Origin of the sequence: Mycobacterium sp. 852013-50091_SCH5140682 (assembly GCF_001665685.1) — a bacterium.
In the GTDB taxonomy this organism is placed as follows: Bacteria; Actinomycetota; Actinomycetes; order Mycobacteriales; family Mycobacteriaceae; genus Mycobacterium.
On sequence record NZ_LZTB01000114.1, the window covers coordinates 19,330 to 34,771 of the forward strand.

At 66.4% G+C, this 15,442-nt stretch carries 16 protein-coding genes; 6 read left to right on the forward strand and 10 right to left on the reverse strand.

What is annotated here, in order from left to right; all coding sequences use genetic code 11:
* Nucleotides 1-80 precede the first annotated feature (80 nt).
* Nucleotides 81-851, forward strand: a complete 771-nt coding sequence (trhA, locus tag A5784_RS28680; protein WP_064948345.1) for a PAQR family membrane homeostasis protein TrhA — start codon at nt 81-83, stop codon at nt 849-851.
* Between the two features lie 6 nt (nt 852-857).
* Here trhA and A5784_RS28685 read toward each other — a convergent pair whose 3' ends face one another.
* The 4 genes from A5784_RS28685 to mca are packed head-to-tail and all read right to left on the reverse strand — an operon-like array spanning nt 858 to nt 4,404.
* A complete protein-coding gene (locus A5784_RS28685; RefSeq protein WP_064948259.1) occupies nt 858-1,232 on the reverse strand; it encodes a nuclear transport factor 2 family protein in 375 nt (124 codons plus the stop codon).
* A 10-nt stretch (nt 1,233-1,242) separates the two neighbouring features.
* Complete coding sequence (locus A5784_RS28690) at nt 1,243-3,252, reverse strand: thioredoxin domain-containing protein (protein WP_064948260.1); 2,010 nt, start codon at nt 3,250-3,252, stop codon at nt 1,243-1,245.
* The gene (locus A5784_RS28695) at nt 3,236-3,538 is read right to left on the reverse strand and encodes a hypothetical protein (RefSeq protein WP_197514906.1); all 303 of its coding nucleotides are present in this window, start codon (nt 3,536-3,538) and stop codon (nt 3,236-3,238) included. Before A5784_RS28695 ends, A5784_RS28690 begins: the two co-directional genes overlap by 17 nt.
* Nucleotides 3,538-4,404, reverse strand: coding sequence for a mycothiol conjugate amidase Mca (gene mca / locus A5784_RS28700; RefSeq protein WP_064948262.1), 867 nt, complete (start codon nt 4,402-4,404; stop codon nt 3,538-3,540). Before mca ends, A5784_RS28695 begins: the two co-directional genes overlap by 1 nt.
* 90 nt (nt 4,405-4,494) lie before the next feature.
* On the opposite strand from mca, the gene A5784_RS28705 reads away from it, so the two are divergent.
* The 3 genes from A5784_RS28705 to A5784_RS28715 all read left to right on the forward strand — a co-directional run bounded on the left by A5784_RS28705 (nt 4,495) and on the right by A5784_RS28715 (nt 6,328).
* Nucleotides 4,495-4,917 carry a DUF4307 domain-containing protein gene (locus tag A5784_RS28705; RefSeq protein ID WP_064948263.1) on the forward strand — a complete coding sequence of 141 codons (423 nt, stop codon included), beginning with the start codon at nt 4,495-4,497 and terminating at the stop codon, nt 4,915-4,917.
* Nucleotides 4,918-5,131: 214 nt separating this feature from the next.
* Nucleotides 5,132-5,626: a transcription elongation factor GreA gene (gene greA, locus A5784_RS28710; protein ID WP_029366355.1), complete on the forward strand. Its 495-nt coding sequence runs from the start codon at nt 5,132-5,134 to the stop codon at nt 5,624-5,626.
* Between the two features lie 36 nt (nt 5,627-5,662).
* A complete protein-coding gene (locus A5784_RS28715) occupies nt 5,663-6,328 on the forward strand; it encodes a GOLPH3/VPS74 family protein (RefSeq protein ID WP_064948264.1) in 666 nt (221 codons plus the stop codon).
* Nucleotides 6,329-6,439: 111 nt separating this feature from the next.
* Here A5784_RS28715 and A5784_RS28720 read toward each other — a convergent pair whose 3' ends face one another.
* The 6 genes from A5784_RS28720 to A5784_RS28745 all read right to left on the reverse strand — a co-directional run bounded on the left by A5784_RS28720 (nt 6,440) and on the right by A5784_RS28745 (nt 12,863).
* The gene (locus tag A5784_RS28720; protein WP_064948265.1) at nt 6,440-7,594 is read right to left on the reverse strand and encodes a cystathionine gamma-synthase; all 1,155 of its coding nucleotides are present in this window, start codon (nt 7,592-7,594) and stop codon (nt 6,440-6,442) included.
* Between the two features lie 12 nt (nt 7,595-7,606).
* Nucleotides 7,607-8,254 carry an RDD family protein gene (locus A5784_RS28725; RefSeq protein ID WP_156750836.1) on the reverse strand — a complete coding sequence of 216 codons (648 nt, stop codon included), beginning with the start codon at nt 8,252-8,254 and terminating at the stop codon, nt 7,607-7,609.
* A gap of 12 nt (nt 8,255-8,266) precedes the next feature.
* Complete coding sequence (locus A5784_RS28730) at nt 8,267-9,055, reverse strand: RDD family protein (RefSeq protein WP_064948346.1); 789 nt, start codon at nt 9,053-9,055, stop codon at nt 8,267-8,269.
* Nucleotides 9,056-9,142: 87 nt separating this feature from the next.
* Nucleotides 9,143-10,156 (reverse strand): DUF2189 domain-containing protein, encoded by a 1,014-nt coding sequence (locus tag A5784_RS28735; protein WP_232006278.1) that lies wholly within the window; start codon nt 10,154-10,156, stop codon nt 9,143-9,145.
* 245 nt (nt 10,157-10,401) lie between these two features.
* Nucleotides 10,402-11,796: a cystathionine beta-synthase gene (locus tag A5784_RS28740; protein ID WP_064948268.1), complete on the reverse strand. Its 1,395-nt coding sequence runs from the start codon at nt 11,794-11,796 to the stop codon at nt 10,402-10,404.
* 29 nt (nt 11,797-11,825) lie between these two features.
* Entirely contained in the window at nt 11,826-12,863 is a 1,038-nt protein-coding gene (locus A5784_RS28745; protein WP_064948347.1) for an alpha/beta hydrolase fold domain-containing protein, read from the reverse strand.
* A 194-nt stretch (nt 12,864-13,057) separates the two neighbouring features.
* Here A5784_RS28745 and A5784_RS28750 point away from each other — a divergent pair, with 194 nt between their 5' ends.
* Complete coding sequence (locus A5784_RS28750) at nt 13,058-14,044, forward strand: SGNH/GDSL hydrolase family protein (protein ID WP_502687547.1); 987 nt, start codon at nt 13,058-13,060, stop codon at nt 14,042-14,044.
* A 33-nt stretch (nt 14,045-14,077) separates the two neighbouring features.
* Nucleotides 14,078-15,295 (forward strand): acetyl-CoA C-acetyltransferase, encoded by a 1,218-nt coding sequence (locus A5784_RS28755; protein WP_064948269.1) that lies wholly within the window; start codon nt 14,078-14,080, stop codon nt 15,293-15,295.
* The last annotated feature ends 147 nt before the right edge of the window (nt 15,296-15,442 follow it).

The following is a 15,442-nucleotide window of genomic DNA, read 5'->3' on the forward strand; positions in this document are numbered from 1 at the left end:
GAATCCAGACTACTGTCATAGTCGGTAACCCCATGGCTGTTAACGGAGGTGACATGACCGCGGACGCGAGGAGCACCAACATGACCGCGGACAGGAGGAGCACCGATCAAGCCCCGCCGATCGATGCCACCAAGCCCTACCGCTCAGCGGCAGCAGTGAATCGGTCGGCCGAAGATCTGCCCGCCGCGGTCGCCGACGGTGTCGCGCAGTTCCTCGGCAAACCGCGCGCTCGCGGCTGGATTCACGTCTACTCGGCGATCGTCGCGTTCATCGCCGGTGCCGCGCTGGTGTCCGTGTCGTGGTCGGTGGAATCCACCCGCGCCGGCCTGGCGACGCTGCTCTACACGTTCACCATCGTGGCGATGTTCGCGGTCAGCGGCACGTATCACCGCGTGAACTGGAAATCGGCGAACGCCCGCAAATGGATGAAGCGCGCGGATCACTCGATGATCTTCATCTTCATCGCGGGCAGCTACACCCCCTTCGCGCTGTTGGCCCTTCCCGAATCCAAAGGCATGGTGCTGTTCTGGATCGTCTGGGGCGGGGCCATCGCGGGCGTGCTACTGAAGATGTTCTGGCCGTCGGCGCCGCGCTGGCTGGGTGTCCCGCTGTACATCTTGTTGGGCTGGGTGGCTGCCTGGTTCATCGGGCCGATCATGAGCGGCGCAGGCGTGGCAGCAGTGGTGCTGCTGATCGTCGGTGGCGCGCTGTACAGCATCGGCGGCGTGCTCTACGCGCTGAAGTGGCCCAACCCGTGGCCGACGACGTTCGGCCATCACGAGTTCTTCCACGCCTGCACGGCGGTAGCTGCGATCTGCCACTACATCGCCATGTGGTTCGCGGTGTTCTGAGCCCGCCTACAGCTTGACGGTGTCAGCCGGCGACCAGTAGGCCTTCATCGCGGAGATCTTGCCGTCGGCGTCGAAGACCATGACGTCGATGGGCTCGATCCGCATGCCCTTGGTGCCGAAGTCCATCGTGAGCCGGAAATGGAACGCGGCCTCGTGGCCGGCCACCCGTAGGGTCACCAGTTCGGTCTTGCTCTTGATGTTCTCGACGTTGGCATAGAAACCGCGGATGGCGGCCCGGCCGATGTGCACCTCGCCGCCGCCCACCGGGTCCTCGACGGTCGCGTCGTCCGCGTAGAGTTCGGCGATCTCATCAGCACTTCCGTTGGCGACCAGCTCGAGATAGCGGTTGACGGTCTGGGTGATGTGCTCGACGTTCGGCATGGCCGCGAGGCTACACGGCGCCGCGTCGGCCGTCCTCCGGTTGACGGGCCAGTGATACCGCGAGGTCCCCGACCGTGGTGACGGGCAGGTCGCACACCCGGCCACGGCACACGTACGCCGCGTCGGCTCCGTCGACCCGGTCACGGCCTTCCAGCAAGGCGGACGAGTTCGCTGGGCCGCCGACGACGATGGCCCCGCCGGGCGCCAGCGCGCGTGCGGCGGTGAGCAATTCGGCCGACGCCGGGTCGCAGGCCACCGCGACCTGGATGGGTCCGCGGATCTGCGCCTCGGCCACCGCCAGCCAGTGTCCGCCCGAGCGGGGCGCCCGAGCCAGGATCGGCGTCGCCGAAGCCAGCGTGTCCTGCGCGGCGGCTGCATACGTTTCCGACCCGGTCAGGTGCGCGGCCAGTTGCAGCGCCTCGGCGATCAGCGACGCCCCAGACGGTGTGGCCCCGTCGACGGGATCAGCGGGCCGCACCATGAGTTGCTCGGCGTCGTCGGCGGTGTCGAACCAGCGCCCCGGCCGCTGCGGATCGCCATAGTGCTGCAGTGCGGTGTCCAGGAGCTCCAGCGCCTCGGGCAGCCACAGTCCGGTGAGCTGGTACAGCGTCAGCAGTCCGGTCACCAGCGCGGCGTAGTCCTCCAGGATTGCGGCGCTGTCCCCCACTCGGCCGCCGAGGCTGGCGCGGCGGAGCCGCCCGTCGACGAGGTGCACGTCCAGCAGCCGGCGTGCGCATTCTGAAGCGGCAGTGAGGTATTCGGGGTTGTCCAGGGCCACCGCGGCTTCGGCCAATGCGGTGATGGCCAGCCCGTTCCACGCCGAGACCACCTTGTCGTCGCGTGCGGGTTGCGGGCGGGTACCGCGGTGCGCCAACAACTTTGAGCGCACGCATGCGAACCGGGCGGCGTCGTCGGGGTCGACCGGCAGCTGCAGCACCGACGCGCCGTGCTCGAAGGTCCCTTCCGCCGTGACAGCGAAAACCGAAGCCGCCCAATCTCCGTCGTCATCACCGAGCACTTCGGCCAATTCGCTGGGCGTCCACACGTACGTCAGCCCCTCGCGACCGGCCGCATCGGCGTCCAGTGACGACGTGAACATCCCGTCGGCTCCGAGCCCGGCGATGATGAAGCCGGCCGTCTCGTCGGCGACCCTGCGCGCCAACAGATCCCCGGTGCGCCGCGCCCAGTGCGCATACGCCCGCAGCAGCAACGCGTTGTCGTAGAGCATCTTCTCGAAGTGCGGCACCACCCAGTACGGATCCACGCTGTAGCGGGCGAACCCGCCTGCCAGCTGGTCATAGATCCCGCCGCGGGCCATGGCCGCTCCGGTGCGTGCGACGGCCTGCAGGGCCGCGTCGGATCCGGTGCGTTCGTAATGCCGCAGCAGGCCTTCCAGAAGCGCCGAGGGCGGGAACTTCGGCGCTTTGCCGAATCCGCCGTGCGCGGTGTCCTCGTCGCGCAGCACCGTGGCCACCGCGTGATCGCACAGTTCGGGGCCTACCGGTGCACCACCGCCGGGCAGCCCGGCGGACATCGACCGCAGCTCCGTCGCGATCTGCTCCGAGGCCCGCTCGACTTCGTCGCGACGGTCGCGCCAGGTCTCGGCCACCGCCGCCAGCAGCTGCAGGAAACCCAGCTTCGGGTAGTAGGTGCCGCAGAAGAACGGCCGCCCGTCAGGGGTCAGGAAGCAGGTCATCGGCCAGCCGCCCTGCCCGGTCAACGCCACGGTGGCGTTCATGTAGACGGCGTCGAGGTCGGGGCGTTCCTCACGGTCGACCTTGATGCAGACGAACCCGTCGTTCACCGCGGCCGCAACCTCGGGATCCTCGAAGGATTCGTGAGCCATCACATGGCACCAATGACACGCCGCGTAGCCGATCGACAGCAGAATCGGGACGTCGCGTGCGGCCGCCTCGGCCAGCGCCTCGGCCGACCACTGTCGCCAGTGCACCGGATTGTCGGCGTGCTGGCGCAGGTAGGGGCTGGTGGCCCCCGCGAGGGTGTTACCCCCCGGACTCACGGGGCTGGCGGTCGTCGGATCTCTCCTCCGAGGTGTCGTCGGATTGCTCGTCTTCCGTGGTTTCCACCGTACCGTCGTCGACGGCCTGGTCCGGCTCGGGATGCTCCCGGTCGAACGATTCGGGCAGCTTGCGCAGGTGCCGATTCATCGACCAGACCAGGGCGAACGTCCCTACCAGCAGCGCTACCGTGATCAACAACCCGAACGGGCTGGCCTTACCGAAATCAGGTCCGGTGTTGCGGGGCTCGTCGGCCAAAAGCGTCACGACGGCCGTCAGGGTATCCATCACTTTTCAATCCCACTGAACAAATCATCCTCGGGCAGGCTTACCGGCACCCGGGACCGGGCCAGCTCGAACTCCTCGGTCGGCCACAACCGCTGCTGCCATTCGATCGGCGCGTGGAAGAAGTGACCGTTGGGGTCGATCTGGGTGGCATGTGCACGCAGCGCGTCGTCACGCTGGCTGAAGTACTCCGCGCATTCGATCCGGGTGGTGACCCGGCCCGCGAACACGTCGTGCTCGGGATCCCAATGTTCGAGCCATTTGGCGAACGGCCCCTCCTGGCCGTTCTTGGCGAACTCCTCCTGCAGCAGTTGCATGCGCTCCCGCAGGAACCCGTGGTTGTAGTACAGCTTGGACACACTCCACGGGTCACCCGCGTCGCGAAACTGCATGTAGTCGGCGGCGGCCTCATATGCGGCGACCGACACCTGGTGGCAGCGGATGTGGTCGGGGTGCGGATATCCGCCGTTCTCGTCGTACGTGGTCATCACGTGCGGACGGAACTCGCGGATCACCCGCACCAGCCGGGATACCGGCTCTTCGATGGGCACCAAGCCGAAGCAGCCGTCCGGCAGCGGCGGCAGCGGGTCCCCTTCGGGTAGTCCGGAGTCGACAAAGCCCAGCCAGTGGTGCTCGACGCCGAGGATCTTGGCAGCCTTGGCCATCTCGTCGCGTCGGACCTCGGCGATCCGGCCGTGCACCTCCGGGATGTCCATCGCCGGGTTCAGAATGTCTCCGCGCTCGCCGCCGGTCAGTGTGACAACCATGACGCGCACACCTTTGGCCGCATAGCGCGCGGTGGTCGCCGCACCCTTGCTGGACTCGTCGTCCGGGTGGGCGTGCACCGCCATCAACCGCAGTTCACTCATTTCGTCTCATCTAACTACGGCGACCTCTTGTGTAATCCAATACCTGCGCCGGTTGGCCGCGGGCTGTCCCCGCCTATAGTTCCAGTTCTGATGATCGAACGCCCCGTCGCCCGGTACGGACGGCAGTCTCTGCCCCGCCGGAACCGTCGCTGGATCCTTGCCGCTCTCCTCGCTCTCGTGGTGGCGGCCGGGGTCGTTCTCGCGATCGCCGCATGGCACAAATTCGCCAACAACGACGTAAAAGGCGAGCTCACGGCCTATGAGTTGGTCGGCGACGACAGCGTCTCGGTGACCATCGGGGTGACCCGTCCTGACCCGTCGCGGCCGGTGGTCTGCATCGTGCGGGCCCGCTCCCTCGACGGCGGAGAGACCGGCAGGCGCGAAATCCTGGTGGGTCCCTCGACGCAGAAGACAGTTCAGGTCACCGCGGTGGTCAAATCCAGCAAACCACCCGTCGTCGGTGACGTCTACGGCTGCGGGACGGACGTGCCATCGTACCTGGTAGCGCCTTGATTTGAGCCGGCGCAACAAACGCCGAACTGCGAATACATGAAGATCGGCTGTCTGTTCGGTGGTAAACTGGCCCGATACACGGTTCCGCGCTGGGGCCGTGTATTGCTGCATTAGCCCGCAGAAATCACTTGCGCTAGCGGCAATACACGCAGAGCCCCCGGCCCGAAACCGAGGCTTTCGCATGCGAGGCAACAAACGACAGGAGCGCGAAGACATGACCGACACCCAGGTCACCTGGCTCACCCAGGAAGCTTTCGACCGGCTGAAGGCCGAACTGGATCAGCTGATCGCGAACCGGCCGATCATCGCCGCCGAGATCAACGACCGCCGCGAAGAGGGCGATCTGCGCGAGAACGGCGGCTACCACGCTGCCCGCGAAGAGCAGGGCCAGCAGGAGGCCCGCATCCGCCAGCTGCAGGAACTGCTCAACAACGCCAAGGTTGGCGAGGCCCCCAAGCAGTCCGGCGTTGCGCTGCCCGGCTCGGTGGTCAAGGTGTACTACGACGACGACAAGAGCGACACCGAGACGTTCCTGATCGCCACCCGCCAAGAGGGCATCAGCGACGGCAAGCTCGAGGTGTACTCGCCCAACTCGCCGCTGGGTGGGGCCCTGATCGACGCCAAGGTCGGCGAGACCCGCACCTACACCGTGCCCAACGGCAACACCGTCAAGGTCACGCTGGTCAGCGCTGAGCCGTACCACTCGTAAGGTACGGCTCGCGGGGGAAGCACTACAGTCGGGGCAATGGCGCAAATCGCCGAAGATCTCTTTCTGCTGTTGCTGGACAATGCCTCCGCGCAGCCTGGTCTGGACCGGCGGCGCCGTGAGCGAGTCCTGGCCGCCGCCGTCCTCCTCGATCTCGCCTACGCGTGCCGGATCCGTCCGGCACTGCCCGACGAGCCCGTGGAACCGGGTCTGCTGATCGCCCTCGAAGGCAACTGGCCGGCGGATCCGGTCACCGACCCGGCGTTGCAGCTGCTGCGGCGGCGCCCGCTTTCGGCGGAGGCGGCGCTGGCCAAGCTCGGCAAGTCGACCCAGCCCACGCTTGAACTGCACCTGGAGAACACCGGCCAGATCCACCGGGTTCGCTTGCCGGGCAAAGGTTTTCGTGCGTCGTACTGCTGGCCGCTGACCAATCGAGAGCGGGCCGGGGTGGCCCGCGCGGCGCTGCTGGGCGCGTTGTTCGACGGGCAGAACCCGGCCCCGGCGATCGCTGCCATCATCTGCCTGCTGCACGCGGTCGACGGTCTCGGTGCCGTGCTCAGCCTCAACGAGCGGGGCTGGCGCTGGGTGCATGCCCGGGCAACCGAGATCACCACGGGCGCATGGGTCGACGACACCGCCGCCGGGTTACCCGAGATGAACCTGGCGGTGACGACGGCGACCGTGCGCCCGGCGTTGATGGGCTAGTCACCTTCGCTCGCGAGTCACCTATCTCTCGCGAGTCACCTTCTCCGGCGAGCAGACGCTGCGGCACGCGACACGCCGCAGTTCGCGGACTTTGACGCCTGCTCGCGGTGGTCAGGCGAGAGCCTGCTCCAGGTCGGCCAGCAAGTCGGCGGGATGTTCGATACCGACCGACAGGCGCACCAGGTCGTCGGGCACCTCCAACTGCGAACCCGCCGTCGAAGCGTGCGTCATCGCGCCGGGGTACTCGATCAACGACTCCACTCCCCCGAGCGACTCGGCGAGGATGAAAATCTCTGTGCGCGAGCACAGTTCACGCGCAGCATCCGGGCCGCCACGCAACCGGACCGACACCATGCCACCGAAACCGCTCATCTGTCGCGCGGCGACGTCGTGATTGGGGTGGGTCTCCAGTCCCGGATACAGCACCGATTCGACGGCGGGATGGCCGACGAGGAATTCGGCGATGAGGGCAGCGTTTTCGCTGTGCTGACGCATCCGCAGCACCAGCGTCTTGAGCCCGCGCATGGTGAGATACGCGTCGAACGGGCCCGGCACCGCCCCAGCACCGTTCTGCAGGAACGCGAAAGCCGTGTCGAGCTCCTCGTCGTTGGTCAGCAGCGCACCACCCACCACATCGGAGTGCCCGCCGATGTACTTGGTGGTGGAGTGCAGCACGATATCCGCGCCGAGCAGCAGCGGCTGCTGCAACGCCGGCGAAGCGAATGTGTTGTCCACCAACACCTTCACCCCCGACGCCGAGGCGATCTGCACAATCCCTGCGATGTCGGCGATGGACAGCAACGGGTTGGTCGGCGTCTCCACCCAGATCATCCGGGTGGACGGAGTCATCGCCGCCCGCACGGCGTCGAGGTCCGACAGCGGCGCCGGGGTGTGGGTGATCCCCCAGTGCGAGAAGACCTTGTCGATGAGCCGGAACGTGCCGCCGTAGGCGTCGTCGGGAATCACGACGTGGTCCCCTGGCCGCAGTACCGCCCGCAGGGCACAGTCGGTGGCGGCCATGCCTGAGCTGAACGCACGCCCGTAGTCGGCTTCCTCGACCGCGGCCAGCGACGCTTCGAGCGCGGCGCGGGTGGGATTGCCGGTGCGTGCGTACTCGAACCCGCCGCGCAACCCACCGACGCCGTCTTGGGCGAAGGTCGAGCTGGCGTAGATCGGGGTGTTGACGGCTCCGGTACCCGGGTCGGGACGGTAACCGGCGTGGATGGCTTTTGTGGCCAGGCCGTGCCACTTGCGCTGTTCACTCATAACCCGTTGAGCCTATCCGGACCAACCCTGGTGTGGTCCCGCGACCGGTCCAGGATTCACCGGTACGCACACCGTCGACATGATCTTGTCGGCGAAAGTCTGACGCTTGGCGTCCCACAGCGGGAACAGGTAGCCCAGGTAGCAGACGAGACCGTCGACGACATGGACGATCTGACGCATCAGGGACATGCCGAAACCGATTGGCTCGCCGGTCTTCTCACTGACGACCTGAAATTTCATCGCCTTCTTGCCGATGCTCTGGCCGGTCGTCCCCTGCCGTTGCCCGTAGTTCCACACCGAGAACGTGAACGGCAGCACCATGCCGAACAGGGCGGCCGTCCCGTACAGAGCGAGCTCACCGCTGGTCGAATAGCCCGGGCAGCTGAGCTGGCGCCGGCACGTCGATTCACTGCCTGCGACCGAGCCGATGGCCACCGTCAAGATGGCGAACGCGATGACCAGGAACACCGTGACGGGCAACTGGTCGATCACGAACGCGACCACCCGCGTGCCCCACGGCGTGTACGGATGCTGCGGGGCCCGTGGCTGCGGGTAGGCCTGCTGGGGCTGGTATCCGGACGTGGGCGCGTAGAACACCGGGATGGGCTCCTGGCCGAAGGTGTTTCCACCCGGGTTGTCGTTCGGCAGCATTGAACTCATGACGACTGCCGATCAGTAGATCCCGCTGGCAGGAGGACCCGGAACGGGAGGACCCGGCACCGAAGCGGCGGGCACGCAGATGGTCGACATGATCTTGTCGGCGAAGGTTTGCCGCTTGGCATCCCACAGCGGAAGCAGGTACCCGATGTAGCAGACGGCGCCGTCGGCGATATGGGCGATCTGTCGCACCAGGGACATGCCGAAACCGATTGGCTGGCCGGTGCTTTCGGAGACCACCTTGAACTTCATCACCTTTTTGCCGATGCTCTGGCCGGTGGTGCCCTGCTTGTAACCGTAGTTCCACACCGCGAAGACGAGCGGAAGGGTGAACATCACGATCGTCACGAGCGCCATCAAGACCGCGAGGACTCCCGAAGGCGCGGTGCTACTGGAGCAGTCGACGTAGCTGCCGGTGCTGGTGCACTGGGGCTGTGACGTTCCGACGAGCGCCAGTCCCCCGATGAGCACGACGGCGTAGGCGACCACCAGAATGGCCGCGATGGGTAGCTGATCGATGAAGAACGCCACCGCGCGGTCAGACCACGGCGTGTAGGAATTCGTGTTGGGCACCTGCGGGTAATAGCCCTGCTGCGGCGCGAAACCCGGTTGGGGTGAGCCGAATCCGGGCTGAGGACCATAGTTCGGTTGACCGTAGCTCGGTTGCCCGTAGTTCGGTTGGCCATAGCTCGGCTGTCCATAACCGGGCTGCCCATAGCTCGGCTGTCCGGGGCCGGGCTGGCCGGGGCCCGGCTGGCCAGAGCCGTATCCGGGTCCGTAAGGGTTGGGCGGCATCGCGGTCATGGCCAGATGATGCCATGGAAGCACTGTGCCCACGGTGCCGACCTGTGGGCCGGGTGCACCGTGGGCACAGTGTTGTTGACTTGATTACTACGGGGTCAGCGGAGCAACCTGGGCGCCGGTGAGCCGACGCCAGGTGTACACCAGGAACAGCGCCGCGACCGGTGCGGCGACCAGCAGGCCGATGCCGCAAAGGAGTTCGCCGACGAAGATGGTCACGAAGATGACGATGTAGGCCACCAGGGCATTCACGAAGTTCGACTTGACGAGCTCGAAGCTGGTCTTGATGGCGTCGATCGCGGACAGGTTGCGGTCCAGGATGGCGGGCAGGGTGAACAACGTGAAGATGCCCACCACGATGCTGCCGATGAAGCAGAGCGAGCCGATCGCGCTCACCACACCGACGATGAGGCCGGCGATGATGAAATTGCCGAGCTGACGCGGCTTGAAGAACGAACCGATGGTCACCGGTTGCCCGTTCGCGATATCGATCACACCGCTCAGATAGGCCGAAGACACCACGGCCATGAGCACGATGAGGATCAGACCGCCGACGAGCAGAACAGCGATGCTGCCCGCACCGAGGCTGTAGCTCGCCGAGTATTCGTAGTCCGAGCCATAGCTGCCGTACGACGACGTGCTGCTCGTGGCCATTGCCATGGCCAGGCCGTACGCGACACCCGCGATCACACCGACGATCAACCCGTACACCAGCGTCGGGACGATAAGAGCGGCGGCGTTCTTGCTGAACTTGTTCCACGCCCAGGAGAACGCTTCACCGACGCTGTAGGCAGCGCCCTGCTGCCCGTAACCCGGCGGCGGATAGCCCGGCGCACCCGGAGGCGGCGGTGGCGGGTAGCCACCCGGTCCGCCGGGAGGAGGAGGCGGCGGGTAACCACCTTGCGGCGGAGGCGGATAGCCGCCTTGCTGCGGAGGTGGCGGAGGCGGATAGCCGCCACCGCCCTGTGGCTGGAACCCACCACCCTGCGGCGGCTGGTAGCCACCGCCTTGGTGCGGTTGGTAGCCGCCGCCACCCTGAGGCGGCGGCGGGTAACCTCCGGGTGGAGGCGGCGGGTAGTTTCCGGGCGGCGGTTGATTACTCACGTTCATGGCTCCTATCTCGGGTAGCGACCGTCACCCGGTCACCACTGACTGCCAGCACCTAGATGTACAGCGAGCGGAACGGCTCACTGGGGAGATTACGCACCACGGGGCTTGTTCACATGCCCGTCGCGGCAAAGGCCGTATCTATAGATCGGTCGCGGACCCCCTCCGCAGTCGAGTTTGCTGGATAGCGCTCGCTGACATTACCCGAGAAGTGGTCGATTGCAGCGCTTCTCACCTGCTGTTCAGTGCCGCGCGTTTCCCTCCGAAAGGAACCCGAGCAGGTCGTGACGGGTCAGCACGCCAACGGGCTTGCCGTCTTCGACGACCATCACCGCGTCGCTGTCCCGAAGCGACTTCGCCGCTGTGCTCACCAACTCTCCCGCGCCGATCAGCGGCAGCGCGGGGCCCATGTGCTCGGAGACGGCGTCGGCGAGCTTGGCCCGGCCTTCGAATACCGCCGACAGCAGTTCACGTTCCGACACACTGCCGGCCACCTCGCCGGCCATCACGGGCGGCTCGGCACCGACGACGGGCATCTGGGACACCCCGTACTCGCGCAGGATTCCGATGGCGTCGCGGACCGTCTCCGACGGGTGCGTGTGCACCAGATCGGGCAGCGCACCGGACTTGCCGCGCAGCACATCTCCGACGGTCGACTGTTCGATCGAGCCGTCCAGGCGGCTGCGCAGGAAGCCGTACGACGACATCCACGCATCGTTGAAAATCTTTGAGAGATAACCACGTCCGCCGTCGGGCAGCAGCACCACCACGACCGCGTCGGGCCCGGCTTTGCGAGCCACCTCGATGGCTGCGACCACGGCCATCCCGCAGGATCCACCGACAAGGAGAGCTTCCTCACGGGCCAGCCTGCGGGTCATGTCGAAGGAATCCGCGTCGGAGACCGCGATGATCTCGTCGGGCACGGTGGGGTCGTAGGCGCTGGGCCAGAAGTCTTCGCCGACACCTTCGACCAGATACGGACGACCGGTTCCGCCGGAGTACACCGACCCTTCGGGATCGGCCCCGATGATCTGCACCTTCCCGCCGGACACCTCTTTGAGGTACCGGCCGGTCCCGGTGATGGTGCCGCCGGTGCCGACGCCTGCGACGAAATGGGTGATCTTGCCGTCGGTGTCGGCCCAGATCTCCGGGCCCGTGCTCTCGTAATGGCTGGCCGGCCCCATCGGGTTGGAGTACTGGTCGGGCTTCCAGGCCCCGTCGATCTCCCTGACCAGCCGGTCGGAGACGCTGTAGTAGCTGTCGGGATGCTCCGGCGGCACCGCCGTCGGACATACGACTACGTCAGCGCCGTACGCGCGCAACACATTCTGCTTGTCCTCGCTGACCTTGTCCGGGCAGACGAAGATGCACTTGTAGCCGCGTTGCTGGGCCACCAAGGCCAGTCCCACCCCGGTGTTGCCGGATGTCGGCTCGACGATGGTGCCCCCCGGCTTGAGTTCGCCGCTGGCCTCCGCCGCGTCGATCATCTTGACGGCGATGCGGTCCTTGGCACTACCACCCGGGTTGAGGTACTCGATCTTGGCGGCCACCAAGCCCGCACCTGTTGGGACAACCGAGTTCAGCTGTACCAGAGGAGTATTGCCGATGAGCTCACTGACGTGCTTGGCGATGCGCATAGTCACATCGTGTCAGGCCCGCGCGCGGGTTACCAGGTGGCCTCTCGAATGTAGTCGCCGATCTGGCGTAGCGAGCGCGTCGCTTCGGACACCAGAGGCGACGCGAGCTGGAAGACGTGCATCTGACCGGGCCAAACGCGAACCTCCACCGGAACCCCGGCGGCGCCGAGCATGCGGGCGGCTTTGCGCGCATCGCTGATCAAAACTTCGGAACCGGACACGTGAATGAGCGTGCGCGGCAGGCCCGGCTCGATATGGTCGAGCGGTTCGTAGACTTCTTCGCCTTTGCGGCCTGCGGCGTGCTCGACGAGTTCGACGAGAGCTTCGAAGGCGCGAGCGGGGAACATGGCGTCCCGCCGAATGTTCGGATGGTTGGCGCGGGTGAGGTTGTCGATCTCGAAGAGCGGCGACATCGTGACCAGGGCCGCCGGCTCTTCGCCTTCGGCCAGCAGCCGCTGGGCCAGCGCGAGACCCAGATAGCCGCCTGCGGAATCGCCCGCAAGCACGATCTGGTCGGGCTCGTAACCCGTGAGCCGTAGCCATTGGTAGGCGTCGTAACAGTCGTCGAGCGCGGTGCCCACCGAATGCTTGGGGATCATCCGGTAGTTGGCCACCAGCACCGGGCTGTCGGCGTACTGCGACAACGACGACACGATGCCGGAGTGGGTGCTCGCACCGCACACGATGAACGCGCCGCCGTGCAGATACAGGATGACGCTGCGCTTGCCGTCGGCCGGCAGCACTCCGTTTGCCCGCACGAGCTGCGCGGTGCAGTTGGGCAACCCGATCGTCGCCCTGATGGTGCCCGGAGACGGACGCAGCGCCCGCGCCGCGAATTCGACGATGCCGAACGGCCACGGCAGACGTGGAGCATGGCTACCAATTGCCAGCACCGGTCGGATTGTCAGCATGGCCGCCAGCGAAGCCAGCCGGCCACCCAGGCTCGGGCCATCTTCAACGATCTCTACCGGTGCCAGGTCACTGACCGGATACTTGCGCGCGCGGTGCAGGCTAGCTGGGCTTATGCCGGCACGATGGGACCTCGAGACCTTACTCGGTGCAGTCATCGCCACCACTTCCTACGTCTTTGTAGTGCTAGGTGTGCTACGTCACTCAGACAACCCGGGTAACTTAGCTTGACACCGTCATTCACTTCAACAATCAAATAATCTGAATTGATACCGGACTTGATACCGCAACGTAATCGCTGATCCGCGTTCGCCGCGCGCAAAACCCCGTGTGTCGCACCTAAACTTGCGGTGTGGGGTCAAGTAGCGATGCTCCTCGCATCCGCAGCCGTAGTCGGACGCCACGTCGAGCCACCGTCGCCCTGGCGGCCGCTGCGACGCTGGCGTCAACCGGCACGGCCTACATCGGAGCACGCAATCTGCTGTCCGGGCAGGCCGACCAAGCCCGCCGAGTCATTCCGAAATCCTGGGACATCCCGCCGCGTGCCGATGGCGTGTACGCGCCCGGCGGTGGGCCGGTACAGCGTTGGGAGCGCGGGGTTCCGTTCGACATCCACCTGATGGTGTTCGGCGATTCGACCGCCACGGGATACGGCTGCCATGAGGCCGACGAGGTACCGGGAGTCGTGATCGCCCGCGGCGTCGCCGAGCAGTTCGGCAAGCGGATTCGTCTGAGTACCAAGGCAATCGTCGGCGCCACGTCGAAGGGGTTGTCCGGTCAGATCGACGCCATGTTCGTCGCGGGTCCACCACCGGACGCGGCCGTCATCATGATCGGTGCCAACGACATCACCAAACCGAACGGCATCGGCCCGTCGGCGCGACGCCTGGGTGCCGCGGTGCGCAGGCTGCGGTCGGCGGGTGCGGTGGTGGTCGTCGGCACCTGCCCTGACTTCGGGGTCATCACCGCGATACCCCAACCGCTGCGCATGGTGGCCCGCAGCCGCGGGTTGCGGCTGGCCCGCGCGCAAGCCGGCGCTGTGCGTGCCGCGGGCGGCGTGCCGGTCCCGTTCTCCGACCTGCTGGCACCGGACTTCTACAAGGCTCCCGAGTTGCTCTTCTCCCAGGACATGTTCCACCCGTCGGCGGCGGGATATGCGCTGGCGGCCAGCCAGCTCTTGCCCGCGCTCTGTAATGCCCTGGGCGACTGGGACGGTGCCGAAGCGTTGGAAACCGGGTCGGCGGACGACACGTCGCTGCTGTCACGACTGGGCGGTGTGAGCAGGCTCTGGCGGCGGCCGACCGGGGTGCCCGCACCCATCGTGGTGCCCGCGGGTTAGGTTCGTTTCTAGAACACGATCTAGGAGCCTGCCATGCCTGAAGCTGTCATCGTTGCCACTGCCCGCTCGCCGATCGGCCGCGCAGGCAAAGGCTCACTCGTCGATATGCGTCCCGACGACCTTGCCGCGCAGATGGTCAAGGCCGTGCTGGACAAAGTGCCCGCTCTGGATCCCCGCGACATCGACGACCTGATCATGGGCTGCGGCCAACCCGGTGGTGAGGCGGGCTTCAACATCGGTCGCGCCGTCGCGGTTCAGCTCGGCTACGACTTCCTGCCCGGCACCACCGTCAACCGCTACTGTTCGTCGTCTCTGCAGACCACGCGCATGGCATTCCACGCGATCAAAGCCGGTGAGGGCCATGCCTTCATCTCCGCGGGCGTCGAGACCGTGTCCCGGTTCGCCAAGGGCAACGCCGACGGCTGGCCCGACACCAAGAACCCGATCTACGCCGACGCGATGGCCCGCTCCGACCAGGCCGCCGCCGGCGCCGAGGAGTGGCACGATCCCCGCGAAGACGGCCTGGTGCCCGACGTGTACATCGCCATGGGTCAGACCGCCGAGAACGTAGCACTGCACACCGGCATCAGCCGGGAAGACCAGGACCACTGGGGTGTCCGGTCGCAGAACAAGGCCGAGGAGGCCATCAACGCCGGTTTCTTCGAGCGCGAGATCGTGCCGGTGACCCTGCCCGACGGCACCGTGGTCTCCAAGGACGACGGCCCGCGGCCCGGCACCACCTACGAGAAGATCAGCCAGCTCAAGCCGGTCTTCCGGCCCAACGGCACCATCACCGCCGGCAACGCCTGCCCGCTCAACGACGGCGCCGCGGCGCTTGTTGTCATGAGCGACGTGCGTGCTCGCGAGCTCGGCCTCACGCCGCTCGCCCGCGTGGTGTCCACCGGTGTGTCCGGCCTGTCGCCGGAGATCATGGGCCTCGGCCCCATCGAGGCCGTCAAGAAGGCGCTCGCCAACGCGAACATGACCATCGGTGACATCGACCTCTACGAGATCAACGAGGCCTTCGCCGTGCAGGTGCTCGGCTCGGCCCGTGCGCTGGGCATGGACGAGGACAAGCTCAATGTCTCCGGTGGCGCAATCGCTTTGGGCCACCCGTTCGGCATGACGGGTGCCCGCATCACCGCCACGCTGTTGAACAACCTGCAGACCTACGACAAGACCTTCGGCATCGAAACCATGTGCGTCGGTGGCGGCCAGGGTATGGCGATGGTCGTGGAGCGGCTCTCCTAACTTCTCTGGCGTTGACTCTGCGGTTCCCACACTGACTCTGCGGGTGAGGCGCAAAAGTGCGAGAAGCCCACGCCCTCACCGCAGAGCCAACGGCAGGGCAACCCGGTCCCACACTGACTCTGCAGCCACGGCACAAAAGTGCGAGAA

Coding starts and splice junctions, on each gene's coding strand:
- greA (WP_029366355.1), top strand. CDS start 5,132: ATGACCGACACCCAGGTCACCTGGCTCACCCAGGAAGCTTTCGACCGG.
- mca (WP_064948262.1), bottom strand. CDS start 4,404: ATGAGTGAACTGCGGTTGATGGCGGTGCACGCCCACCCGGACGACGAG.
- A5784_RS28755 (WP_064948269.1), top strand. CDS start 14,078: ATGCCTGAAGCTGTCATCGTTGCCACTGCCCGCTCGCCGATCGGCCGC.
- A5784_RS28695 (WP_197514906.1), bottom strand. CDS start 3,538: ATGGATACCCTGACGGCCGTCGTGACGCTTTTGGCCGACGAGCCCCGC.
- A5784_RS28720 (WP_064948265.1), bottom strand. CDS start 7,594: ATGAGTGAACAGCGCAAGTGGCACGGCCTGGCCACAAAAGCCATCCAC.
- A5784_RS28685 (WP_064948259.1), bottom strand. CDS start 1,232: ATGCCGAACGTCGAGCACATCACCCAGACCGTCAACCGCTATCTCGAG.
- trhA (WP_064948345.1), top strand. CDS start 81: ATGACCGCGGACAGGAGGAGCACCGATCAAGCCCCGCCGATCGATGCC.
- A5784_RS28745 (WP_064948347.1), bottom strand. CDS start 12,863: ATGACTGCACCGAGTAAGGTCTCGAGGTCCCATCGTGCCGGCATAAGC.
- A5784_RS28705 (WP_064948263.1), top strand. CDS start 4,495: ATGATCGAACGCCCCGTCGCCCGGTACGGACGGCAGTCTCTGCCCCGC.
- A5784_RS28725 (WP_156750836.1), bottom strand. CDS start 8,254: ATGAGTTCAATGCTGCCGAACGACAACCCGGGTGGAAACACCTTCGGC.
- A5784_RS28715 (WP_064948264.1), top strand. CDS start 5,663: ATGGCGCAAATCGCCGAAGATCTCTTTCTGCTGTTGCTGGACAATGCC.
- A5784_RS28740 (WP_064948268.1), bottom strand. CDS start 11,796: ATGCGCATCGCCAAGCACGTCAGTGAGCTCATCGGCAATACTCCTCTG.
- A5784_RS28730 (WP_064948346.1), bottom strand. CDS start 9,055: ATGACCGCGATGCCGCCCAACCCTTACGGACCCGGATACGGCTCTGGC.